This window comes from Bradyrhizobium sp. Pa8, assembly GCF_052588265.1.
Map to the genome: position 1 here is coordinate 9,502,905 of NZ_CP176767.1, position 21,707 is coordinate 9,524,611.

At 63.8% G+C, this 21,707-nt stretch carries 25 protein-coding genes and 1 tRNA gene; 14 read left to right on the forward strand and 12 right to left on the reverse strand.

Annotated features, from left to right (window positions below):
- The first annotated feature begins 49 nt into the window (after window positions 1-49).
- The 6 genes from ACKWRH_RS45025 to ACKWRH_RS45050 all read left to right on the forward strand — a co-directional run bounded on the left by ACKWRH_RS45025 (window position 50) and on the right by ACKWRH_RS45050 (window position 7,983).
- Entirely contained in the window at window positions 50-826 is a 777-nt protein-coding gene (locus ACKWRH_RS45025; RefSeq protein WP_445218782.1) for an ABC transporter ATP-binding protein, read from the forward strand.
- Window positions 823-1,545, forward strand: a complete 723-nt coding sequence (locus tag ACKWRH_RS45030; protein WP_212095247.1) for an ABC transporter ATP-binding protein — start codon at window positions 823-825, stop codon at window positions 1,543-1,545. Before ACKWRH_RS45025 ends, ACKWRH_RS45030 begins: the two co-directional genes overlap by 4 nt.
- On the forward strand, window positions 1,542-2,552 hold the full coding sequence (locus ACKWRH_RS45035; protein ID WP_248880549.1) for a branched-chain amino acid ABC transporter permease: 1,011 nt from the start codon (window positions 1,542-1,544) through the stop codon (window positions 2,550-2,552). Before ACKWRH_RS45030 ends, ACKWRH_RS45035 begins: the two co-directional genes overlap by 4 nt.
- A complete protein-coding gene (locus ACKWRH_RS45040) occupies window positions 2,549-3,634 on the forward strand; it encodes a branched-chain amino acid ABC transporter permease (RefSeq protein ID WP_445218783.1) in 1,086 nt (361 codons plus the stop codon). Before ACKWRH_RS45035 ends, ACKWRH_RS45040 begins: the two co-directional genes overlap by 4 nt.
- 175 nt (window positions 3,635-3,809) lie before the next feature.
- Window positions 3,810-6,920 (forward strand): bifunctional diguanylate cyclase/phosphodiesterase, encoded by a 3,111-nt coding sequence (locus ACKWRH_RS45045; RefSeq protein WP_445218784.1) that lies wholly within the window; start codon window positions 3,810-3,812, stop codon window positions 6,918-6,920.
- 1 nt (window position 6,921) lies between these two features.
- On the forward strand, window positions 6,922-7,983 hold the full coding sequence (locus tag ACKWRH_RS45050; protein WP_445218785.1) for a sensor domain-containing diguanylate cyclase: 1,062 nt from the start codon (window positions 6,922-6,924) through the stop codon (window positions 7,981-7,983).
- 36 nt (window positions 7,984-8,019) lie between these two features.
- On the opposite strand, the gene ACKWRH_RS45055 is transcribed toward ACKWRH_RS45050, so the two are convergent.
- The gene (locus ACKWRH_RS45055; RefSeq protein WP_445222638.1) at window positions 8,020-8,466 is read right to left on the reverse strand and encodes a hypothetical protein; all 447 of its coding nucleotides are present in this window, start codon (window positions 8,464-8,466) and stop codon (window positions 8,020-8,022) included.
- Between ACKWRH_RS45055 and ACKWRH_RS45060 the strand changes: the two genes are divergently transcribed.
- From ACKWRH_RS45060 to ACKWRH_RS45080, 5 genes are all read left to right on the forward strand, one after another.
- Complete coding sequence (locus tag ACKWRH_RS45060; protein ID WP_445222594.1) at window positions 8,359-9,501, forward strand: MBL fold metallo-hydrolase; 1,143 nt, start codon at window positions 8,359-8,361, stop codon at window positions 9,499-9,501. The genes ACKWRH_RS45055 and ACKWRH_RS45060 overlap by 108 nt on opposite strands.
- Window position 9,502: 1 nt before the next feature.
- Window positions 9,503-10,414 carry a hypothetical protein gene (locus ACKWRH_RS45065; protein ID WP_445218786.1) on the forward strand — a complete coding sequence of 304 codons (912 nt, stop codon included), beginning with the start codon at window positions 9,503-9,505 and terminating at the stop codon, window positions 10,412-10,414.
- Between the two features lie 25 nt (window positions 10,415-10,439).
- Complete coding sequence (locus tag ACKWRH_RS45070) at window positions 10,440-11,159, forward strand: metallophosphoesterase family protein (RefSeq protein ID WP_445218787.1); 720 nt, start codon at window positions 10,440-10,442, stop codon at window positions 11,157-11,159.
- 96 nt (window positions 11,160-11,255) lie between these two features.
- Window positions 11,256-11,332, forward strand: a tRNA-Arg gene (locus ACKWRH_RS45075).
- A 447-nt stretch (window positions 11,333-11,779) separates the two neighbouring features.
- Window positions 11,780-12,712, forward strand: coding sequence for a ferritin-like domain-containing protein (locus tag ACKWRH_RS45080; RefSeq protein ID WP_445218788.1), 933 nt, complete (start codon window positions 11,780-11,782; stop codon window positions 12,710-12,712).
- Window positions 12,713-12,748: 36 nt separating this feature from the next.
- On the opposite strand, the gene ACKWRH_RS45085 is transcribed toward ACKWRH_RS45080, so the two are convergent.
- Together ACKWRH_RS45085 and ACKWRH_RS45090 are read right to left on the reverse strand one after the other, a co-directional pair.
- The gene (locus tag ACKWRH_RS45085; protein WP_166066169.1) at window positions 12,749-12,958 is read right to left on the reverse strand and encodes a hypothetical protein; all 210 of its coding nucleotides are present in this window, start codon (window positions 12,956-12,958) and stop codon (window positions 12,749-12,751) included.
- Window positions 12,959-13,052: 94 nt separating this feature from the next.
- On the reverse strand, window positions 13,053-13,496 hold the full coding sequence (locus ACKWRH_RS45090) for a TspO/MBR family protein (protein WP_445218789.1): 444 nt from the start codon (window positions 13,494-13,496) through the stop codon (window positions 13,053-13,055).
- 43 nt (window positions 13,497-13,539) lie between these two features.
- Here ACKWRH_RS45090 and dinB point away from each other — a divergent pair, with 43 nt between their 5' ends.
- Window positions 13,540-14,640, forward strand: coding sequence for a DNA polymerase IV (dinB, locus tag ACKWRH_RS45095; protein WP_445218790.1), 1,101 nt, complete (start codon window positions 13,540-13,542; stop codon window positions 14,638-14,640).
- Between the two features lie 123 nt (window positions 14,641-14,763).
- Here the strand turns inward: dinB and ACKWRH_RS45100 are convergent, their stop codons facing one another.
- The 4 genes from ACKWRH_RS45100 to ACKWRH_RS45115 form a co-directional block, all read right to left on the reverse strand.
- Window positions 14,764-15,057 carry a hypothetical protein gene (locus ACKWRH_RS45100; protein WP_334533495.1) on the reverse strand — a complete coding sequence of 98 codons (294 nt, stop codon included), beginning with the start codon at window positions 15,055-15,057 and terminating at the stop codon, window positions 14,764-14,766.
- A 205-nt stretch (window positions 15,058-15,262) separates the two neighbouring features.
- Window positions 15,263-15,556 (reverse strand): DUF1330 domain-containing protein, encoded by a 294-nt coding sequence (locus ACKWRH_RS45105; protein WP_445218791.1) that lies wholly within the window; start codon window positions 15,554-15,556, stop codon window positions 15,263-15,265.
- A 25-nt stretch (window positions 15,557-15,581) separates the two neighbouring features.
- On the reverse strand, window positions 15,582-16,271 hold the full coding sequence (locus ACKWRH_RS45110) for a DNA-3-methyladenine glycosylase I (protein WP_445218792.1): 690 nt from the start codon (window positions 16,269-16,271) through the stop codon (window positions 15,582-15,584).
- Between the two features lie 33 nt (window positions 16,272-16,304).
- Window positions 16,305-16,475, reverse strand: a complete 171-nt coding sequence (locus ACKWRH_RS45115; RefSeq protein ID WP_445218793.1) for a hypothetical protein — start codon at window positions 16,473-16,475, stop codon at window positions 16,305-16,307.
- 9 nt (window positions 16,476-16,484) lie between these two features.
- Here ACKWRH_RS45115 and ACKWRH_RS45120 point away from each other — a divergent pair, with 9 nt between their 5' ends.
- The gene (locus tag ACKWRH_RS45120) at window positions 16,485-17,312 is read left to right on the forward strand and encodes a metallophosphoesterase family protein (RefSeq protein WP_445218794.1); all 828 of its coding nucleotides are present in this window, start codon (window positions 16,485-16,487) and stop codon (window positions 17,310-17,312) included.
- On the opposite strand, the gene ACKWRH_RS45125 is transcribed toward ACKWRH_RS45120, so the two are convergent.
- From ACKWRH_RS45125 to ACKWRH_RS45145, 5 genes are all read right to left on the reverse strand, one after another.
- Entirely contained in the window at window positions 17,251-17,739 is a 489-nt protein-coding gene (locus tag ACKWRH_RS45125; protein ID WP_445218795.1) for a Crp/Fnr family transcriptional regulator, read from the reverse strand. The genes ACKWRH_RS45120 and ACKWRH_RS45125 overlap by 62 nt on opposite strands.
- A 76-nt stretch (window positions 17,740-17,815) precedes the next feature.
- On the reverse strand, window positions 17,816-18,352 hold the full coding sequence (locus ACKWRH_RS45130; protein WP_445218796.1) for a GNAT family N-acetyltransferase: 537 nt from the start codon (window positions 18,350-18,352) through the stop codon (window positions 17,816-17,818).
- 121 nt (window positions 18,353-18,473) lie between these two features.
- On the reverse strand, window positions 18,474-19,214 hold the full coding sequence (locus ACKWRH_RS45135; protein ID WP_445218797.1) for a di-trans,poly-cis-decaprenylcistransferase: 741 nt from the start codon (window positions 19,212-19,214) through the stop codon (window positions 18,474-18,476).
- A 29-nt stretch (window positions 19,215-19,243) separates the two neighbouring features.
- Entirely contained in the window at window positions 19,244-19,618 is a 375-nt protein-coding gene (locus ACKWRH_RS45140) for a winged helix-turn-helix domain-containing protein (protein WP_014491036.1), read from the reverse strand.
- Entirely contained in the window at window positions 19,605-20,222 is a 618-nt protein-coding gene (locus ACKWRH_RS45145) for a hypothetical protein (RefSeq protein WP_028155350.1), read from the reverse strand. Before ACKWRH_RS45145 ends, ACKWRH_RS45140 begins: the two co-directional genes overlap by 14 nt.
- Before the next feature lie 204 nt (window positions 20,223-20,426).
- On the opposite strand from ACKWRH_RS45145, the gene ACKWRH_RS45150 reads away from it, so the two are divergent.
- Window positions 20,427-21,671, forward strand: a complete 1,245-nt coding sequence (locus tag ACKWRH_RS45150) for a S1C family serine protease (protein WP_445218798.1) — start codon at window positions 20,427-20,429, stop codon at window positions 21,669-21,671.
- Window positions 21,672-21,707 lie beyond the last annotated feature (36 nt).

Here is a 21,707-nt window from a genome sequence, read left to right on the forward strand (position 1 = left end):
CCCGCATGCGCGGGGAGAGGCTTCTTCCGCATTCCCCAGAGTTCTCCCGATGGCCCTGACGTTAGAGACCCGCGACCTCACCATTCGCTTCGGCGGGCATGTCGCGGTCAACAACGTTACCTGCACGTTCCGCCCCGGCGAGCTCACCGCCATCGTCGGGCCGAACGGCGCCGGCAAGACCACCTATTTCAACCTGATCTCGGGCCAGCTGCGCGCTTCGCACGGCAGCATCCTGTTCGACGGCACCGACATCACCCAGCATTCCGCGCCGCTGCGCACCCGCGCGGGCCTCGGCCGCGCGTTCCAGCTCACCAACCTGTTTCCGAACCTCACCGTGGAAGAGAACGTCCGCCTCGCGGTGCAGGCGGCCAGTGGCACCCATTACGACATGCTGCGGCCATGGATGGTCCGCCGCGATCTGATCGCCCGCGCCGATGCCATCCTCGACCAGGTCGCACTCGGCAATCGCCGCGGCGTCGCCGCCACTGCGCTGTCGCATGGCGATCAGCGCAAGCTCGAGGTGGCGCTGATGATCGCGCTCGAACCCAAAGTGTTCATGTTCGACGAGCCGACCGCGGGCATGAGCATCGACGAGGTACCGGTCGTGCTGAACCTGATCGCGCAGCTCAAGCAGGACAAGAGCAAGATCATCCTCCTCGTCGAGCACAAGATGGACGTGGTGCGCTCGCTCGCCGACCGCATCATCGTGCTGCACAACGGACAACTTGTCGCCGACGGTCCGCCGGCCGAGGTGATCGCCTCGCCGATCGTGCAGGAAGCCTATCTCGGCGTTGCTCCCAAGAAAGCTGCGGGGAGTGCCGCATGACCGATCTGCTCAAACTCTCCGGCGTGCACACGCATATCGGCCGCTACCACATCCTCCAGGGCATCGACCTCGCAGTCCCGCAGGGCCAGACCACCATGCTGCTCGGCCGCAACGGCGCCGGCAAGACCACGACGCTGCGCACTGTGATGGGCCTGTGGCAGGCCTCCAGCGGCGAAATCACGCTCGCAGGCGAGCGCATCGAGAGCCGCGCCACGCCCGACATCGCGCGGCTCGGCGTCGGCTACGTGCCGGAGAGCATGGCGGTGTTTTCCGACCTCACGGTGAAGGAAAACCTGGTGCTGGCGGCGCGCGACGGGCCGCTCGACGATACCCAGCTCGACTGGATCTTCGGCTTCTTCCCCGCGCTGCGCCGGTTCTGGCTGTCGCGCGCGGGAAGCCTCTCGGGCGGACAGAAGCAGATGTTGTCGATCGCGCGCGCCATCGTCGAGCCGCGCAAGCTGCTGCTGATCGACGAGCCGACCAAGGGGCTGGCGCCCGCGATCGTCATGGCACTGATCGAGTGCCTGAAGGAGATCAAGCGCAAGGGCGCGACGATCCTGCTGGTCGAACAGAATTTCTTTGCCGCCCGCGAGCTCGGCGACAACGTGCTGGTCATGGACAACGGCACCATCGTCCATCGCGGCGAGATGGCGGCGCTCGCCGCCGACGTGCCGCTGCAGGAGCGGCTGCTCGGCCTGAGCCTGGAGGCGCATCAGTGACTGAACTCGCCGCAAATGATCCGCTGCCGAAGCCGAAGCGCGATCTCGCGCCGATCCTGCTGCCGATCGCACTGGCGCTTGCGATGATTCCTCTGGTGGGGTCACCCAGCACCTGGCTGACGCTGACCGCCGCGAGTCTCGCCATGGGCATGATGATCTTCATCATGGCTTCGGGGCTGACGCTGGTGTTCGGCCTGATGGACGTGCTCAATTTCGGCCACGGCGCCTTCATCGCCGTCGGTGCCTATGTCGCGACCCTCGTGCTGGCGCCGTTCGCGGCCTCGATGCAGGCGGATTCGCTCTGGATCAACCTCGCGGTGCTCGCGCCGGCCGCACTGCTGTCGATGGCGGTATCCGGCGCGCTCGGCCTGGTCGTCGAGCGCGTGCTGATCCTGCCCGTCTACGGCCAGCATCTGAAGCAGATTCTGATGACGACGGGCGGCCTGATCGTCGCCGAGCAGACGCTCTATGCGCTGTGGGGACCGCAGATCATCCCGATGCCGCTGCCGACATCGCTGCGGGGCTCCTTCATCCTCGGCGACGTCGCCATCGCCAAATACCGCGTGCTGGCGATGCTGATCGGCCTCGCCGTCTTCATCGCGATCCAGCTCGTGCTCAACCGCACCAAGCTCGGCCTGCTGATCCGCGCCGGCGTCGAGAACCGCGAGATGGTCGAGGCGCTCGGCTATCGCATCCGCCGCCTGTTCCTCGGCGTGTTCATGACGGGATCGGCGCTCGCCGGCCTCGGCGGCGTGATGTGGGCGCTCTATCGCGAGCAGGTCCATGCCTCCATGAGCGACGACCTCACCGTCTTGATTTTCATCGTCGTCATCATCGGCGGCCTCGGCTCGATCGGCGGCTGCTTCATCGGCGCCATCCTGGTCGCGATGGTCGCCAATTACGGCGGCTTCCTGGTGCCAAAACTCGCCCTCGTCTCCAACATCCTGCTGATGGTCGCCATTCTGATGTGGCGGCCGCGCGGCCTCTATGCGGTGACCAGCCGATGATGCTTTTGTCAGGCGATCCGCCGAAGAGCCGCGTGCTCACGCTCGTTCTCGTCCTCATCATCCTGGCGCTGGCGGCGACGCCGTTCCTGTTTCCGGGGGCCAAGGCGCTGAACGTCGCGGCCAAGATCTGCGTCTTCGCCGCGCTCGTCGCCTCCTACGACCTGCTGCTCGGCTATACCGGCTCGGTGTCGTTCGCCCATACCATGTTCTACGGCATCGGCAGCTACGCCATCGCGATCGCGCTGTACGGGATGGGCCCGAACTGGGCCGCGGTCGCAACCGGCATCGTCGTCGGCTTGCCGCTCGCGGCGCTGCTCGCGCTCGCGATCGGCCTGTTCTCGCTGCGGGTCGCCGCGATCTTCTTTGCCATGATCACGCTCGCGGTCGCCTCCGCCTTCCAGGTGCTGGCCTCGCAGCTCTCCTGGCTGACCGGCGGCGAGGACGGGCGCAGCTTTCAGCTGCCGGAATTGCTGCGGCCCGGCACGGTGCTGATCTCCAAGAGCCTGTTCGGATTCGAGATCAACGGCCGCATCCTCACCTTCTACCTGGTGTTCGCCGTCTCGGCCCTGATGATCCTCGCTCTGTTGCGTGTCGTGAACTCGCCGTTCGGACGCGTGCTCCAGGCGATCCGCGAGAACCGCTTTCGCGCCGAGGCGCTCGGCTTTCGCACCGTCTTCCACCTGACCTACGCCAACTGCCTCGCCGCGCTGGTCGCCGCCAGCGCCGGCATTTTGAACGCGCTGTGGCTGCGCTATGCCGGCCCTGATACCTCGCTCAGCTTCTCGATCATGCTGGACATTCTCCTGATGGTCGTGATCGGCGGCATGGGCACGATCTACGGCGCGATCATCGGTGCAACCATCTTCATCCTCGCCCAGAACTATCTTCAGTCGCTGATGGGCGTGGCCTCCAAGGCGGCGAGCGAAGCCGGCCTGCCGTTGCTGCCGGGGCTGTTGCATCCCGACCGCTGGCTGCTGTGGCTTGGGCTGCTGTTCATCGCCAGCGTCTACTTCTTCCCGACCGGCGTCGTCGGACGTCTGCGCAATGCCGGCAGCGACAAGAGCGCGGGCGCCTCGCATTAAGCCGGCATTAATGATGCAGCGCAGCGGTTGTGATGGGCACGGCACAACCGCGACGTGATTCCCGCCCCACTGCATACGGGCGCGGCTGCACAACCGGATTAATGCTTAGGTAACTGGCTTTCCTAAGGTTTGCGCCATTTGTGCGGTGTATTCCTGTCCCTCCAGGGAGGGGGGAATGCACCAGGTCTTTTCCACGGTGACAGCCGGAATGTCATCAGCCGCGACCAACGGCTGGGCGGCCTTGGCGCGGCGTGGTCCCGTCCTGTGGCTAACCCTGTGCGGTGTGTTGCTGGTCGCCGGGATCTTCGCCGTGACCGCCATGGCCGTCGGCGAATTCCGCGAGCGGACCCTGGCCAACCGCGAGCGCGAGCTGGAAAACACGGTGCAGCTGATCGCGCGGCACTTCGATCAGCAATTCCAGGATTCCGACGTCGTCGCCGCCGACCTGATCGGGCAGATGAACCTGCCGGAGATCACCTCGCCGGCGATGTTTCGCGAGCGCATGTCCGGGCTCGCGACGAACCAGATGCTGCGGAGCGAGATCAGCTCCGTCTCCTATCTCGGCGACATCGCGATCTACGATGCCGACGGCGAGCTGATCAACTGGTCGCGGGCCCAACCGCTGCCCAAGATCAACGTCTCCTCGCGCGCCTACTTCCAGAGGTTCAAATCCGATCCGATGGCCGAAACGGTCATCCTGGAATCGGTCCGCAGCTTCATCATCGATAAATGGACCACGATCGTCGCGCGGCGGCTGACCGGCGCGGACGGCACCTTCCTCGGCGCAATGGTCCGGCGGATCGATCCGGACAGCTACTCGCAGTATTTCGCATCCGTCGTGCTTGCCGAGGGTACGGCAATCTCGCTGTTCGACCGCGAAGGCAAGATGCTGGCGCGCTATCCGCATGTCGAAGAGCTGATCGGCAGGAATTTCAAGGACGCGCCGCTGATGCGCAAGATGCTGGCCGAGGGCGGCCGGCACACGCTGCGCGTCAAGGGTCCGATCGACGGCGAGGACCGCCTCGGCTCGGGGGCCTCGCTGTCGCATTTCCCGCTGGTCATCGTCGCGACCAACACCACGAGCGCCGCGCTGGCCGACTGGCGTCAGCAGACCGGCTTCATGGTCACCACGGCAACGCTTTCGGCGATCGTGATCGCGTTGATCCTCTTCCTGATCATCCGCCAGATCAGCCGGCAGAACCGGGAAGCCCAGGAACGGATCGAAGCGGAACGGCTGCGGCTCGACACCGCCCTGAACAACATGTCGCAAGGGCTGATCCTGTACGACGCCGGCGGATTTATCGTCACCTGCAACCGCCGCTACTCCGAGATGTTCGGCCTGTCCCACGACGTCATCAAGCCCGGCTGTCACATCCGCGAGGCGATGCAGCATCGCAAGGAGCGTGGCGCGTTCGGCGGCGACGTCGAGACGTTTTGCGCCGATGTGATGCGGGTCGTCGCCGAAGGCAAGGTTTCCAGCAGGATCCACGAACTGCCCAACGGCCGCGCCTTCCAGGTCATCAACACCCCGCTGGCGCAGGGCGGATGGGTCGCCACGATCGAGGAAATCACCGAGCGGCGCAATCTGGAGCAGGAACGCGACCGCAACTATATGTTCCTGCGCGAGATCATCGATCACATCCCCTCGCAGATCACGGTGAAGGATGCCCGGACGCGGCAATATCTGCTGGTCAACCGGACCGCCGAGGAGCAGTTCGGCCAGTCGGGTGACGTCATCGTCGGCAAGACCCCCTTCGACATGTATCCGGAGGCCGCCGCCAGGATCGTCAACGACGACGACAGCAAGGCGCTGCAGGCGCCCGGGGGATTGTTCAAGGACGAGCACGCCTGGCAGAGCCAGACCAAGGGACCGCGCTACATCACATCGACCCGGATCGGCATTCGCGACAAGTCCGGCGAGCCGCGCTACCTCATCAGCGTCGTCGAGGATGTCACCGAGCGGCGGCGCGCCCACGAGAAGATTGCGCACATGGCGCATTACGATGCGCTGACGGACCTGCCGAACCGCACGCTGTTCCGCGACCAGATCGAGCGCGAGCTCGCGAAGGTCGCCGGCGGCGAGCAGTTCGCGCTGCTCTATATCGACGTCGACGAATTCAAGGGCATCAACGATTCACTCGGCCATCACGTCGGCGACGAGCTGCTGAAGGCGATCGCGACCCGCCTCCGCGGTTGCCTCAAGAAGAGCGACCTGATCGCACGGCTCGGCGGCGACGAATTCGCCGTGATCCAGACCGCAATCCAGTCCTCTGCGGATGTGCTGTCATTCGTGACGCGGATCTACGAGGCGATCCGCCAGCCTTATCACTGCCTCGGCCATCAGCTCTCCACCGACGCCAGCATCGGCATCGCGCTGGCGCCGCAGGACGGGACCGATCTCGACCAGCTCATCAAGCACGCCGATCTTGCGATGTACGGCGCCAAGGCCGAAGGACGCCGCACCCATCGCTTCTTCGAGCCGGAGATGGATGCGAGCGCCAAGGCGCGCCTGACCATGGAGCAGGATCTGCGCCAGGCGCTGGTGAACGGCGGCTTCGAGATCCACTACCAGCCGCTGGTCGACCTGCGCACCAACGACGTGTCGGGCTGCGAGGCGCTGCTGCGCTGGCGGCATCCCGAACGCGGCTGGGTGTCGCCGGCGGAGTTCATTCCGATCGCCGAGGATACCGGCCTGATCAACGAGCTCGGCGACTGGGTGCTGCGCATGGCCTGCAACGAGGCCGCGACCTGGCCGGCGCATGTGCGGATTGCGGTCAACGTCTCGCCGGTGCAGCTCAAATGCGACACGCTGGCGCTGCGGATTGCCGGCGCACTCGCCGCCTCCGGGCTCGCTCCCTCCCGGCTCGAGCTCGAAATCACCGAGGCCGTGCTGATCCGCGACGACGAGGCCGCGCTCTCGATCCTGCACCAGCTCCGTTCCATCGGCGTGCGCATCGCGCTCGACGATTTCGGCACCGGCTATTCCTCGCTGAGCTATCTGAAGCGCTTCCCGTTCGACAAGATCAAGATCGACCGCTGCTTCGTCGCCGATATCGCGGAGACCAGCGGCGCGCCCGTGATCGTGCAGGCGGTGGTGAACATCGCTGCGGCGAGCCACATGACCACCGTCGCCGAGGGCGTCGAGACCGAGGCGCAGCGCGAGATGCTGCGCGCGCTCGGCTGCACGGAGATGCAGGGTTATCTGTTCAGCAAACCGAAGCCGGCCGCCGAGGTGCGAAAGCTGTTCGGTCCGAACGATGCCGCGCCGGTGGCGGCGGTGGCCTGAGATGGCGAAGCCGAGGAAAACGTCAACGAAAGCCGTCGACGTCGCGGATTCCTATGCCGTGCGGCTGATGCAGCATCTGGTGGTGCCGACCTTCGTGATCGACCCCAAGCGCCGCGTCGTGATCTGGAACAGAGCCTGCGAGCGGCTGACCGGCGTCCCCGCCACTGAAGTGATCGGCACGACGAAACACTGGCAGGCCTTCTACGAGACCCGGCGCCCCTGCCTCGCCGACCTGGTCGCGCTCGACCGTCCCGAGCAGCTGCCGGAGTATTATTCGGAATATGCCGCACGCGGCCATAACGGGCTCGGCTTTTCCGCGGAGAACTGGTGCGTGATGCCCAAGCTCGGCAGCCAGCTCTATCTCGCGATCGACGCCGGTCCCATCCATGACGAGGCCGGCCATCTGATCGCCGTGGTGGAGACGCTGCGCGACCTCACCGATCAGAAGCGCGCCGAGACGGCGCTCAAGGAGCTCGCGACCAAGGACGGGCTGACCGGCCTGTCGAACCGGCGCGCCTTCGACCAGATGCTGATGAGCGAATGGGCCCGCGCCCAGCGGACGCAAAAGCCGATGGCGCTGCTGTTCGTCGACGTCGATCATTTCAAGCTGTTCAACGACCGGCATGGCCACCAGAGCGGCGACGAATGCCTGCGCGCGGTCGCGGATGTCGTCAGCCGCCATGCCGTACGCCCGCTCGACCTCGCCAGCCGCTATGGCGGGGAAGAGTTCGCACTGATCCTGCCCGACATGGATTGCGATGCCGCCTGCGCCATCGCCGAGGAGATCCGCCGTGCCGTCATGGCCTTGCGGATCGCTCATGGAGCTGTTGGCGCCGGCGACCACGTCACCCTCAGCGTCGGCGTCGCCAGCCATATTCCCACTGAGGTCGACAGCAGCCCCGACCGGCTGCTGGGTGCGGCCGACGAGGCGCTCTATGCGGCAAAACGGCTCGGCCGCAACCGCGTCATCTGCTCCGAACGCCTGCTTGCGGAGTTCGTGCGCGCCGATCGCGGCTCGCCCGGGATTCAAGTCGCCGCCAATCGCCGGTTTAGCCGGGGCTGAACGTTCATCCCACCGAAGGTTCTATTGCGTTCGGCCTCACCAGCAGATGATGTTGCGCCGGAACAACACGGACATTTTCTTCTCGAAAAGCCGCAATTTCTCGGGCGCTCGTTTGAATATAGATAAGTCGTTGCCTGGAGCCGTATTCGCTTTGAAGTTTCCCCGCCCATCCCGCAGTGCCCTCCCCTCCGCCAAAAACGCCATCGCCTGGTCGCGAGTGACGGCCGAAGCCGGCTCGGCCGAGACCAACCGCCGATGACGGAAGCAGCCGGTTCGTTTCGCGGACGTGTCCACCGCGGAACGCAGCAAATTGGTGGCACCTGCATCGAGCTCGAGGCCGCGGGCGAGCGAATCCTGCTCGACCTTGGACTTCCGCTGGATGCCGACGGCGCGTCCGACGATCTTCTCCCGCCTGTGGCCGGGCTTCGCGTCAAAGATCCAACCCTGCGTGCGGTTGTCCTGTCGCACGGACACGGTGATCATTGGGGTTTGCTCCCCCTGTGCAGACCCAATGTCCCCCTCGCCATGGGCGCTGCGACCGCGCGCATCATGTGTGCGGCGGCTCCTTTCGTGCCCAACGCCTTCGTGCCCAATGTTTCATTCGAGCTGAACGATCGCAGAACCTTCCAGATCGGCCCGTTCAGCATCACGCCCTATCTTGTCGATCACTCGGCCTATGATGCCTATGCGCTGCTGATCCAGGCTGCCGGCCGGCGTCTGTTCTACAGCGGCGACATCCGTGCGCACGGTCGCAAGGGCGGTCTGTTCGAGCGATTGGTGAGCAATCCGCCCCGCGGTATCGACACGATGCTGATGGAGGGGTCGAGCCTCGGCCGTCTCGACGAGCACACGCAATTCCCGACGGAGGACGACATCGAGGCGAGGCTGACCCAGAGTTTTAGGCAGCCAGGCTTCGTCATCCTCTCGGCGTCCGCGCAGAACATCGATCGCATCGTCAGTATCTATCGCGCCTGCAAGCGCAGCGGCCGGACGCTGCTGCTGGATCTCTACGCAATGGAGATATTGCTGGCCACCGGCAACGAGCGCTTGCCGAACGTCGGCTGGCCCAATTTGTCGGTCTATGTGCCGGAGTATCAACGGCGGCAGATCGCAAGGAAAAAGCGCTTCGACCTGCTGGATCCCTACAAATCCGCACGGATCTACCGCGAGCACATCACCGAGATCGCCGATCGCACCGTGATGCTGTTTCGTCCGGCAATGGCCCACGACGTGGAGGCCGCAAATCTCTGGCCCGGCACCAGGGCGATCTGGTCGCAATGGGACGGATATCTCAAGGACGGTCCTGCCGCCCGGCTGAAGGCGGATCTCGCGACACGCGGCGTTCCCATCGAGATCATCCACACCTCGGGCCACGCCAGCATCCTCGATCTCAAGCGGCTCGCGAACGCAATACAGCCGGACAGGCTGGTGCCCGTTCACACATTCGAAGGCGACAGTTTCTCCAGATATTTTGACAACGTCACGCGACGCAGCGATGGCGAATGGTGGGAGGTATGAGATGAGCTTCAGACGCGGAATCCGGGGTGACGACTTTCGCAGGGCACTCGAAACACTCGCCCAGCAGGATGGCTGGTGGAAAGACGTTCTCGCCGATCCCACACTCATCATCGGCATTCGGGACGAGTACCTGAACGTCTATTGGCAGGGACAATCCATCTTCAAAGTGTCATTCAAGGGCGGGAAAGTGACCGCCTCGACGCATGAGAAATATCTGCTGAATCCGGACTTGAAGGATCAGGTTTCGCTCGTCGAGGGGAAGTTCGCCTTCGGCGAGGCCGAGCCAAGAATGCTGACGCGCGAATACAAACGCGGAGAGACGCTGGGGAGACTAAAAAGGGCCGCATCACTCTATTCCGGACAGGAGAAGGAAGGCGTCCACGAGATCGCGACGGCCAATGACTCCGTCGTGGACGTCGAGATCGCGATCAACGCATCCGACATCCCCGACATCAAGCGGAACCTCCCCCGCATGGACCTGGCGAACTTCGAAACGACGGCGAACGGCGTAGATCTGGTGTTCTGGGAGGCCAAGACGTTCAGCAACCCCGAGCTGGAGAACGGCGATATTGTCGGTCAGATCGCGGACTATCAGAAGGTGATCGACCTTCACAAGACGGAGATCGAAGACAGCTATCGATGCGTCGCGAAGAATCTGGCCGACATGGCGAAATGGAGCAACGAACATCGCAATGTGGCTGCGGCGATCCGCGCTGTTGCGGACGGGGCCAAGCTCAACGTGAGCAGCGCCAATGTCGGGTTGCTCGTCTATGATTTCACCGCGATTCAACGCGATCGCAAGGATGACGACGGCAAGACGCTGAAACACAGAGTCATCGAATCGCTCTCGAAAGTCGGCGTGGGTCCGGAGCGGATCAAGTTCAAAGGCACGTCAAAGGGTCTCACCATCTGAGCCGGCACGCGGGAGAAACCTTATTTTGCCGCTTCCCGAGCAAGAACTGCTCACCTTCGCGATCGGCGACATCCACGGCTGCTTTGACAAGCTGACGTCGCTGCTCGCTGCGTGCGAGGAGCTTCGCGGCGAGCGGAGCGCGCAGTTTGTGCTTGTCGGGGACTATATCGACCGGGGACCCCAAAGCCGCGAGGTGATGGATTTTCTCGTCGGCAGCGAGGGGAAGCAGGACCGCCCCTTCGTCTGTCTGCGGGGCAACCATGAGGAGATGCTGCTTCGCGCGGCCGACATGGAGCGCACCGACCGCGACCTGATGAATTGGTGGGGAAACGGCGGCGAGCAGACGCTCGACAGTTACGGGATCGACGATCCCGCCGACCTGCCGAGCGAGCATCTCGACTGGATACGCGCACTTCCGCTGATGAAAATCGAGCATGGACGAGTTTTCGTCCACGCTGGGCTACGGCCGGACGTGTCGCTGGCGTCGCAGTCCGAGCGAGACTTGCTGTGGATCCGGGAACCCTTCCTGTCGTCGGATCACGACCACGGGCTTTTCGTTGTCCATGGTCATACGCCGGTCCGGTCCGGGACACCTGATCTGCGAGCCAACCGGTTGAATCTGGATACCGGCGCCTGCTTTGGCGGCCCGCTCACCGCGGCCGTGTTCGCCACCTCGGAGACGGGCCCGTTGATGTTCGTGACCGATTCCGGCGAGATCTCGGGACCGGCCGCCCTCCGGGATTGAAGCATAAGACCAGGAATTGGGCGATGCCGGGCGTCCGGGCCGGGGCAAAGCGGAGGTTGCCCACCCCCCGCCAATCGGCTAAATGAACCTCGACTAGCACCCGTAGCTCAGCTGGATAGAGCGTTGCCCTCCGAAGGCAAAGGTCACACGTTCGAATCGTGTCGGGTGCGCCAGTCTCCTTACTCTTTGCCGAGACTGTGTGCCGGACCGAGACTGTGTGCCGGCTTTTGACGTTGTGACGGCACCATCCATCAAATGTTGCGCCTCACAATCTGGCCTTCGCAACGTCGCGCGCGCGTCCGGCTAAGCATGTCGAATGGAAAAGCGGTCACAAATCTCTGACCAACTGCGCAATTGATTGCACCCTTAAATTGTACTATTGTTTACGGGTTGCGAAAATGAGCCTGATCGCAGCATGTTTCTGGTCGCGATCATCGGGGCAGGTCCGATTGCAGGCGTGATGTCGCAGACCGATATCCGGTTATTGTCGGACTGAATCACCCCAGGAGCGCTCGTCCCGCAAGCAATGAGCCAACACGGAACCTGCTTGACGGCGTCGGTCCAGTGGCGGCGCCAGGAACAGGGCTTCGCAATCAACCGAGTCGGGAGGGGTGCTTCAGATGAAAACCATCGCCCAGTTCGTCGAGGATCGCATTACGACGCTTTCCGACCTGAAGGACGCACTCCAGACCGCGATGCAATTGGAGTTCTCCACCATCCCGCCTTATCTTTGCGCGCAATGGTCGATCAACAGCGACGCGGGCGGCGTCGGCGGTATGATTGAGGACATTGTGGTGCAGGAGATGTATCACTTCGCCTTGGCAGGCAACATGCTGACCGCGATCGGCGGCGTGCCATCCATTGCCAATGCGGCCTTCATTCCGAGCTATCCGACCAATGTCCTGCCCGGAGGAATTCTGCAAAAGTTGCCCGTTGATCTGAAGCCGCTTACGCCAGATCAAGTTCAGGTCTTCATGCAGATCGAGTATCCGGAATTTCCACCGGTCGCGCTCACCGCAAGAACGGGACCCGCGACGATCGGTGATTTCTACGATGCGATCGCCGAAGGTTTCACCACGGTCAATCCCGCGATCAATGCCAGCGCTTTCGCGGTCAATTCGGGGGAAGCAACGCCGATCAAGAGCATCGCCGATGCGCAGGCGGCGATCCTGCTGATCAAGGGCGAAGGTGAAGGTACGGAAGGCTCTCCTAACCAACCCCCAACCGGCAATGCAACGTTCGCCCACTATTATGTCTTCAAGGAAATCTACACCGAGAAAACGCTGGTGCAGGATGCGGCTGGTCACTGGAGCTTTACGGGAGCACCAATCCCGTTTCCAACCTGGTTCGATTTTCAGCAATCGACCGTCACACCGAGTCCGTCGCTTGCGTTCAATCAGGCCCTGTCGCAGCTCTTGATCGGGCTTCAAACGTGCTGGACAAGCGGTGCAAGACCCAGCATCGGCGCCATGTTCACACTTCAGTCGCTTGGCACAGACCTCATCCAGCAGGGCATTCGTCCTGAGTTCCTATGGGCGCCTCCGTCGGCATGAACTCCGGATCTGCCGCCTGCCTCCCAGCGCAAGCACTCACGTCAGCATCGAGATGATCGACTGGATCTGATCGGAGGCGGACGTCACCAGGGCGTCATACGACGTATGACCGTGCGCGGCAGCCTTCAAAATGCATTCGGCGACAGCGGCTTTCAGACCGAACACCGACTGATGGGCCGGCACGCTCGCCATCACGGTCTCGAGGGCCTGGCGCATGGTCTGAACGAGCTCGGAGCTGTATTGCATTGGCTGTCCTCCGCGCTCCCATATAGAAACGCGAGCCTAGGCTCGCCACTCACAAGCCTGAGATTGCTCTTTGATGAACCTTGGACAGATCGTCTCAATTCAGGCGCCAGATGGCCGCATTGAGCACGCCGGCAAAGGCGACCCAGGCTGCGTAAGGCAGGAACAACGCGGCGGCCAGCCTGTCCCGTGACATCTCGAGACTGATGTAAGTCACGATCGCAACGAACAGACAGATGAGGATGACGAGTGCGGCGCCGATCTGGTGCATCGTGAACATCACCGGGGACCAGACGAAATTGAGCGCCAGCTGCGCGGCCCAGACCTGCATCGCTCGACCCGACGGCTCACGGCGAAAAGTCCGCCAGCCCGCGATGGCGATCAGGATGTAAAGGATGGTCCAGGCCACCGGGAACGCCCAGTTCGGCGGCACGAAATCCGGTTTGGCGAGGGCCACATACCATTCTCCCGGAAGATTGGTCGCACCGATCAACCAGCCGATGCCGACCACACCGACGACGAAGACCAATAGTAGAAGCATCCATCACCTCGCGCTTCTCCTTGCGCAATTGTATCATCTTCCCATGAGCGAATCCGGCACGGTGACTGGCGAGGCCACGCCCGTCCGCAAGATCATCCATATCGACATGGATGCTTTCTATGCGTCCGTGGAGCAGCGCGACAATCCGGAGCTGCGCGGCAAGCCGGTCGCGGTCGGAGGCTCCGCGGAACGCGGCGTCGTCGCGGCCGCGAGCTACGAGGCCCGCAAGTTCGGCGTTCGCTCTGCGATGCCCTCGGTGACGGCGAAGCGGCAATGTCCCGACCTGATCTTCGTCAGGCCGCGCTTCGAGGTCTACAAGGCGATCTCCAGGCAGATCCGCGACATCTTTGCCGAGCACACGCCAATCATCGAGCCATTGTCGCTCGACGAGGCCTATCTCGACGTGACGGAGAATCTGCAAGGCATCCCGCTGGCGCGGGACGTCGCCTTGCTGATCCGAGAGAAGATCAAGGCCGAGACCGGCCTCAACGCTTCGGCGGGCATTTCCTACAACAAGTTTCTTGCAAAGCTCGCCTCCGATCATCGCAAGCCCAATGGTCAGTTCGTGATCTCGCCGGAAATGGGACCCGCCTTCGTCGAGACGCTGCCCGTCGGCAAGTTCCACGGGATAGGTCCGGCGACCAGCGCGAAGATGAATGCGCTCGGCCTGTTCACCGGCCTCGACATCCGCAACCAGACGCTGGAATTCATGAACGCGAATTTCGGCAAGTCGGGCGCCTACTACTACTGGATCTCACGCGGCGTCGACGAGCGGCCGGTCCGGGCTAACCGCATCCGCAAGTCGATCGGCGCGGAGACGACGTTCTCGACCGACCTCGACGAATACGGCGCGCTGGCCGCCGAGCTCAAGCCGCTCGTCGACAAGGTCTGGCGCCATTGCGAGACGACCGGCAACCGCGGCCGCACCGTCACCCTGAAGATCAAGTTCGCCGACTTCGAGATCATCACGCGCAGCAGGTCCGTCACAGCGCCGGTTGCAGGCCGGGACGATCTGGAGCGGCTGGCCTGCGGCCTGCTCGAAGCCGAGATGCCGCTGCCCAAGCGCGTCAGGCTCCTGGGGGTATCGCTGTCCGCCCTCCAGGACGGGGACGATGCGGAGCCGCAGCTGACCTTCGGTATTTGAACCAGCCTGGAAAGCCCCGCCGCGAACGCGAGATCCTTGTCCGCGGCGCGGCCCCAAACCAGTCATGGAAGGTGGCGGGATTTTCAGACCCGCCACCGATAAAGGTCGATCCGCTCGGTCCAATCAATGCCTCACATGCTCGAACACGACGATCACGCCCGTCGGCTCCGGCTCGTGGGCCATCAGGCGCGTGAGGTCGGCATCGCTCCAGTCGGCGAGGCTGACGACTTCGCCGGTCTGGCGCTCGGCGCTCAGCGACGGGGTCGGCTCGAGCACCTTCAGGCCCGTCTCGTCGACGAAGAAGGTGTGCTCGCCGAACATGCTGTTGAGCTGCGGCATGGCGGGATGCTCGTCGGGCAGCACCTGGGCGCCGAGTTGGTTGACGGTCTGCTTCACCTGTTCGGATGTGAGCTTCATGGGCTGCTCCGTTTCTGTCGTGCCGGGTTTCATTGAGATGAGCCAAGACGGGCGTTCCCTGCGTCTGTGTCGCCTGGCTCAAATTCCCGAACGGGTGCTGCGCACAAATGTTCCGGCGAAATGTATTTCGTGATCGCGAGTTTCATCCGCCGCGCTCACGGCACGGGATCGCCACACGATCTTCACGATCCAGCGGTCTGCAGCGCTATTCGGCGGCTTCGACGATCCGGATGTCGCGGTCGGCGCCGTCGCCGAGCAGCTCGTGAGCGGCCTTGTAGGCGGGACTTTCATACGCCGCCTTGGCGCGCTCGACGCTGTCGAACTCGATGAGAACGACCCGTTCCATCAGACCGTGCTCGTAGGCCGCAACCGGCATCCCACGCGCGAGCACGCGTCCACCGGCGGCCTCGATGGCCGGGCGCGACAGCTTGGCGTAGGCCGCCATGGCGTCGGGGCTCTTGATCGCGCGGTAGGTGGCAACCCAATAGGCTTTTGCCATTTTTGTTCTCCTGGTTTCTCGTGACTTAGTGGTCGCCTCGGTTCTCGCCAACCGAGAGCGCGCAGATGCGTGACAGATATGTGTAGGGCAGACCGGTCTCCTCGGCCCAGGCGTTGAACTGTGCCTGCACCTTTGCGAGATCGCCCTTGGACTTCACCTCTTCGGCGATGTCGAGGCCGGCATCGCGCAGGCAGGCGACGACATCCTTGGAGGTGACAAAACCATCCCAGCCGACGAAGCGCAGCAGCATCTGCCCGGTGTTGCCGCCGAGCCGGCTGCCGCGCTTGGTCAGGAGATCGAGCAGGCCGACCTCGTTGGATGGCGGCCATTTCGCCAGAAACTTGCCGAAGCTGCCGTGCTCTTTTGCGATCTCCTGGACGAAGCTGGCGTTGTCGCGCACCGACATGATCTTGGCGCCGTTGCGCACGATGCGCGCGTCGCGCAAGAGGCCCTCCCAATAGTCCTCGGGCTGGAAGGTCAGCTTGGCCGGCTGGAAGTGCAGGAACGCCGCTTCAAAGCCGTCCCATTTCGAATCGATCACGCTCCAGGCAAAGCCGGCACAAAACACCCGCCTGGTCATCTCGGCGAGGATGCGATCGTCCCCGAGCTTGGCGAGCCCCTTCAGGTCGGGCTTTTCGGGCATCAGCTTGTCGAGCGCCTTGGGGCCGCCCTTGCGTTTCTCGGCGCGGGCACGAATGGTCTTGAAGGAGGTCATGCGGATACGGGCGTTTGAGGATGCGCCACGACATCAGAATTCGATGGCACGGTCCAGCCCTGCGGTGCCCGGCCACCTGCGCACGCCAATGCGCCGCAGCATGCGGCCGGCCATTGGCTTGACGAAGAGAGGCAGCCATTCTGGTCTGCTTCTTGCTTTATAAATAGCGTTTTGGAATTCCCGGACATTTTCAAACCCGCCCATGGATTTTCAATGCGCTGCCTGGTCGTGGCCGATTTGCACTACTCGCTGCCGCAGCTCGACTGGCTGGTCAGTGCGGCGCCGCAGTTCGATCTCGTGATCTTCGCCGGCGATGCGCTCGACATCGGCTCGATGGTGGATTTTCGCGCGCAGATCGTGGTGGTGAAGAAGTACCTCGCGCTGCTCGCGGCGCAGACCCGCGTGATCCTCTGCTCCGGCAATCACGACCTCGACGAGCGCAATGCGGAGGGCGAAAAGATCTCGCGCTGGATCTCGGAGGTGCGAGAGCTCGGGATCACTTGCGACGGCGACAGCCTCGCCATCGGCGACACGCTGTTCACGGTGTGCCCGTGGTGGGATGGCCCGCTGGTCAAGCAGCGCATCGTCGAGCAGCTGCGCGACGCCGCCGCCAATCACCCGCAGCGCTGGATCTGGGCGCATCATGCACCGCCGGTGAATTCACCGACCAGCTGGGGCGGCAAGCGCTTCTTCGGCGACGTCGATCTAGTGCAGTGGATCATGCAGTATCAGCCGTCGATGGTGATCTCGGGCCATGTGCACCAGTCGCCCTTCATCACCGACGGCTCGTGGTTCGACCGGCTCGGGCAGACCTGGGTCTTCAACGCCGGCCTGCAACCGGGCCGGCCGCCGACGCATATCGTGCTCGATCTCGCTACGGACAAGGCGTTCTGGCTGGCAGCGGGCCAAGCGCAGTGGATCGACCTCGGCGCAGCGCTGAAGCGGTCTGCAAACACCATCGAGGAGCCGCCGGACTGGCTCACATCCTTGGATCGGATTGCCGATCCGAGCCTGGCGAAACCTCGAGCGGCGTCAGGTTGATCATGCTCTGGAGCACTTCGCCAACCATGGCGAGATGCGTGCCGTGGCCGGCATATTGCCGCTTGAGATCGGCGAGATAGGTGTTGGCGGCGTTGAGTCGCTGCGCCAGCGTGCGCGCGAGCAGCAGCGCCACCTCCGGCTTCTGTATGAGGAATGACGCCGCGTCCTCGAACTCATAGATCACCGAATCCGAGCTGGCCCGCACCGTTGCCGTATGCGGCAGCCCGAGCAGCACGGACATCTCGCCGAACACGGCGCCGGGCTCGGTGATGGTCGCGACCACCGTGTCGCTCTTGAGCACGTCGAGCTTGCCCTCGACGAGCACGTAGAGATGGCCGCTGCTGGTGCCGCCCTCGGTAACGACCGACGTACCGGCCTTGACCTGCCGCTCCGTTCCGCCGGTGCAATGATCCAGAACTGCGCGCATCGCCGAAGCTCCCATCGCTGGGGAAATCCAGGCGATACTAGAGCACGATCCGTGCCAGGCGGCAACGCGCGGACGGCTATCGCGACAAGCGCTTTGCGAGGTGAACCGACTGCCAGTCTCCGAGGCCGGTATCCCGGAAGCCTGCCTTCTTCGCCAGACCACGCATCTCGGCATTTGTCCGCGCAGTCTCGACGGCGATCATCTCGTGGCCAAGATCGGTTGCACGCGTCTCCATCGCCGTCATCATCTGCAAGCCGAGGCCCAGGCGCTGGAACGCATCGGCGACCGAGATGGCAAACTCGCCATGCCGTGCAGTCGCATCATAGGCGTAGTTCGCTTCGCCGATGATGGTGTGCTGCCCTTCCCGCCTGACTTCGGCGAGCAGGGTGAAATGACCGGGGCGGCCCGTCTTCGCCACGCATTCGGCCGCGACCAGAGCGAAGTCGGTACGCGCGCCCATGAAGCGCTTGTTGCGCGACGTCGTGGACAGGCCGGTGAAATAGACCGACAGATTCTCGACATCGGATATGCTGGCGGTCCTGATGCAGACCATGCCCCTCGCTTCGGCCAGTTCGACCGGCTCGGCGATGGCTCCCGGAAACAGCTGTGACATGCGTGATGCTCTCGGCAGGTTGCGTGGACCGCACACCTAACCGAGACCGCGCTTCCGCGGCTTGGACACCACTGCCAATCATGCGGCTGAAAACGAACAGCTCGTTGTCCCGTGGCGTGCATCACACACGGGAGAGTGACGGCACCTCGTCGGGCATGATCGCCTGGAGGCCGCCGAAGCGGCGCTCGCGGCCGTGGAACGACGCCAGAGCCGCGGAGAGGTCGCCCGCGTCGAATTCGGGCCACATCCGCTCGGTGAAGTGCAGCTCGGCATAGGCGCCTTCCCAGAGCAGGAAATCCGACAAACGCTTCTCACCGGAGGTGCGGATGATGAGATCGACGTCGCGCAGGCCGGCCTCGCCGGTGACGAGCTGCGAGAAGGCTTCACGGGTGAGGCTCGTCAGTGCCGCCGCCTTCGCCGCGGCGTTGAGGATGGCGTCACGCGCGGAATAGTCGACCGCAATGCGCAGGTGAAGCGCGCTGCCGTGCGCGGTGGCGTCTTCCGCGCGCGCGATCGCATTGGCGATGCCGTCGGGCAGACGGTCGCGGCGGCCGATCACGGTGAGGCGCACGCCGTTCCTGGCGAGGCTCTGCACCTCGCTGGCGAGATAGAAGCGCAGCAACGTCATCAGCGCGGCGACTTCGGTTTTCGGCCTGCGCCAATTGTCGGTGGAGAAGGCGTAGAGCGTCAGCGTCCCGATGCCCTGCTTGGGCGCGGCCTCGACGATGCGGCGGATCGCCTCCACGCCGGCCTCGTGGCCGCGCACGCGCGACAGGCCGCGGCGCGTCGCCCACCGCCCGTTGCCGTCCATGATGATGCCGACGTGAAGCTTCTCGCTGCGAGAGGTCATGTCGCTTTGCATTGCAAAGTCTCCGGTCAAAAAAGGGGGGATCAAGTCGAGACGATACCGAGACGGCCGAGCGGCGGCGCGTCGCGGCCGGCGGCCTTGGCGGCGTCGCGCACCAGCCGCTCGAGCACGGCGAGATAGTCGAGGAAGCGGCGGCGGCCGGCCTTGGTCAGGCGGCAGGTGGTGTGCGGGCGGTTGCCCTCATAGCCCTTGGTCACCTCGACGAGGCCGGCCTCCTGGAGCACGGCGAGATGCCGGCTGAGATTGCCGTCGGTGAGGCCGCAGAGCTGCTTGAGGTCGGCGAACGCCAGACCCTTCGGATGCGCCATCAGCGAGGTCAGAAGCCCGAGCCTCGCCTTCTCGTGGATGACGCGGTCGAGCCCTTCATAGGAAAAGGGTGCGCTGTCAGTCTTCGACATCATGGTCTCCGGACGCGAAATACAGAATGCCCGCCATCACCGACTGCCCGATCACGAAGGGCAGTCCCATGGTCCATGGCGATAGCGTATGAGTCCGGCTCGCGAGCACCACGACCGCGAAGCCGGAAATGAAATACCAGGCGCCGGCGAGCGCGACGGTGCGCGGCAGCGAGCGGACGGAAGCGAAAATGCCGAGCGACACCAGAATCTGCCACAGGCCGGGCAACAGCCACAGCGTCTCGCTCGCGAACTTCCACATCACCACCGCGAGCAGCACGCCGGCGACGCCTGCGGGCAGGAACTGCTCGACCGCTTGATGGATCATGGCATCGGCCAGGCCAGAATGATGACGACGCGAGCGCGCGCGCATCTCGATGCCGATCATCAGAACGGAGAGCACCGCGGCCATGAACCAGCCGAAGAAGAAGCCGACCGGCTCGCTTGTGGGATCGCCGAGCAGCCAGAATTGGAGGATTGCGGTAAGAAGCGCGACGGCGCCCGTCGCTGCGATCGTCGCCGGACCATAGCCGCGGAACGCCGTGCCCGCCGCAATCTGGTTGCGGATCGCCACGATGTCGGCCAGTGCCTTGTCGAGATCGCGCATTGGCAACGCCAAAACCCCGCTCCGCCCAATCAACCGGGACCGCCCGTCCCGTTACTTTGTATCGCAAAGTATATAGCACCGCAAAGTAAAGGCAAGCCCGGAAGTCGCAGCCGGATGGTCCGATCCATACAAACAACTGTCGGTTGCGCCGCACGACCTCGGCCGGATAAGATGGCTTCAAAAGCATTCCGGGGGGAAGGAAGTATGTGGCTCAAGTCATTTGTCGTGGCGTCTCTGTTGCAGGTGAGCGTCGCCGGCATCGCGCATGCGAAAGGACCATTCGGCAGCGTCAATGTCGGCAACTGGATCGGCGGCGCCTTCAGCAATGACGAGACGGGCGCCTTCTCGCATTGCGCGGCGACGACGCCTTATGCGAACGGCGTCATCCTCGTCGTGAGCCAAAATGCCGCCGGCACGTGGTCGCTCGCCTTTGCGAGTCCCAGCTACCGCTTCAACAAAGGCGAGAACGCCGCGATCGACGTGACCTTTGACGGGCAGGAGCAAGCCAGGCTGTTCGCCACGGCGTACCAGCCCAACATGCTCACGGCCATCATGCCGGTCAATGTTGTACGTACATTTCAGAAGGCGAGCCTGATGGTGGCGACAGCCGGCCGCGCCGTTCTGAATTTCGATCTGACCTCGACCGGGCCGGTGATCGCCGCATTGGCCAATTGCGTGACCAAGGTAAAAGCCGACGGGCTCGACAAGGCCGGCGACTTCACCAAGATCGCCGCCAAGCCGCAGCCTGCGCCGGACAAGCAGGCGCCGCCGGCCGGCGGCAAAGTTGCCAGGGCCAAGACCGGCACCGGCTTCGTGGTCAGCGCGAACGGCCACGTCGTCACCAACAACCATGTGATCGACGGCTGCGTCGGCGACATCAAGGGCAACCTCACCGGCGAGGCCGCGATGGTGCTGCGCGTCGTATCGAGCGACGTCAACAACGATCTCGCTCTGTTGCAGGCGCCATCGACGACGACATTCAAGGACTTTGCGCGGATCCGCGACCGCTCGATCCGCTCCGGCGATTCCGTCATCGTAATCGGCTTTCCCTTCCATGGCTTGCTCACGTCGGACTTCACCGTGACGACCGGTATCGCGAGCTCGCTCAGCGGCATGCGCAACGACACGCGTTTCCTGCAAATCAGCGCGCCGGTGCAGCCCGGCAATAGCGGCGGCCCGCTGTTCGACACCACCGGTCAGATCGTGGGCGTGGTCACCGCAAAGATCCCCGCACTGCGCATCGTCGCTGCGACCGGCAACATTCCGGAGAACATCAACTTCGCCATCAAGACCGGCATGCTGCGCGACTTCCTTGACAATTCCGTGGTGCCCTACCAGACCGCCGAGCCCAGGGGTGAGCTCAAGACCACCGACATCGCCGGCAACGCGCGGCCGTACACGATGCTGATCTCGTGCAATGGCACGGAGCAGGCCGACGCGAAGCGGTGAAGTGGAGCGCAAAGGGACAGTGTGGTACCGACCTCC

Coding starts and splice junctions, on each gene's coding strand:
- ACKWRH_RS45025 (WP_445218782.1), top strand. CDS start 50: ATGGCCCTGACGTTAGAGACCCGCGACCTCACCATTCGCTTCGGCGGG.
- ACKWRH_RS45030 (WP_212095247.1), top strand. CDS start 823: ATGACCGATCTGCTCAAACTCTCCGGCGTGCACACGCATATCGGCCGC.
- ACKWRH_RS45040 (WP_445218783.1), top strand. CDS start 2,549: ATGATGCTTTTGTCAGGCGATCCGCCGAAGAGCCGCGTGCTCACGCTC.
- ACKWRH_RS45045 (WP_445218784.1), top strand. CDS start 3,810: ATGCACCAGGTCTTTTCCACGGTGACAGCCGGAATGTCATCAGCCGCG.
- ACKWRH_RS45050 (WP_445218785.1), top strand. CDS start 6,922: ATGGCGAAGCCGAGGAAAACGTCAACGAAAGCCGTCGACGTCGCGGAT.
- ACKWRH_RS45055 (WP_445222638.1), bottom strand. CDS start 8,466: ATGATCACCGTGTCCGTGCGACAGGACAACCGCACGCAGGGTTGGATC.
- ACKWRH_RS45065 (WP_445218786.1), top strand. CDS start 9,503: ATGAGCTTCAGACGCGGAATCCGGGGTGACGACTTTCGCAGGGCACTC.
- ACKWRH_RS45080 (WP_445218788.1), top strand. CDS start 11,780: ATGAAAACCATCGCCCAGTTCGTCGAGGATCGCATTACGACGCTTTCC.
- ACKWRH_RS45085 (WP_166066169.1), bottom strand. CDS start 12,958: ATGCAATACAGCTCCGAGCTCGTTCAGACCATGCGCCAGGCCCTCGAG.
- ACKWRH_RS45090 (WP_445218789.1), bottom strand. CDS start 13,496: ATGCTTCTACTATTGGTCTTCGTCGTCGGTGTGGTCGGCATCGGCTGG.
- dinB (WP_445218790.1), top strand. CDS start 13,540: ATGAGCGAATCCGGCACGGTGACTGGCGAGGCCACGCCCGTCCGCAAG.
- ACKWRH_RS45100 (WP_334533495.1), bottom strand. CDS start 15,057: ATGAAGCTCACATCCGAACAGGTGAAGCAGACCGTCAACCAACTCGGC.
- ACKWRH_RS45105 (WP_445218791.1), bottom strand. CDS start 15,556: ATGGCAAAAGCCTATTGGGTTGCCACCTACCGCGCGATCAAGAGCCCC.
- ACKWRH_RS45110 (WP_445218792.1), bottom strand. CDS start 16,271: ATGACCTCCTTCAAGACCATTCGTGCCCGCGCCGAGAAACGCAAGGGC.
- ACKWRH_RS45115 (WP_445218793.1), bottom strand. CDS start 16,475: ATGGGCGGGTTTGAAAATGTCCGGGAATTCCAAAACGCTATTTATAAA.
- ACKWRH_RS45120 (WP_445218794.1), top strand. CDS start 16,485: ATGCGCTGCCTGGTCGTGGCCGATTTGCACTACTCGCTGCCGCAGCTC.
- ACKWRH_RS45125 (WP_445218795.1), bottom strand. CDS start 17,739: ATGCGCGCAGTTCTGGATCATTGCACCGGCGGAACGGAGCGGCAGGTC.
- ACKWRH_RS45130 (WP_445218796.1), bottom strand. CDS start 18,352: ATGTCACAGCTGTTTCCGGGAGCCATCGCCGAGCCGGTCGAACTGGCC.
- ACKWRH_RS45135 (WP_445218797.1), bottom strand. CDS start 19,214: ATGCAAAGCGACATGACCTCTCGCAGCGAGAAGCTTCACGTCGGCATC.
- ACKWRH_RS45140 (WP_014491036.1), bottom strand. CDS start 19,618: ATGTCGAAGACTGACAGCGCACCCTTTTCCTATGAAGGGCTCGACCGC.
- ACKWRH_RS45145 (WP_028155350.1), bottom strand. CDS start 20,222: ATGCGCGATCTCGACAAGGCACTGGCCGACATCGTGGCGATCCGCAAC.
- ACKWRH_RS45150 (WP_445218798.1), top strand. CDS start 20,427: ATGTGGCTCAAGTCATTTGTCGTGGCGTCTCTGTTGCAGGTGAGCGTC.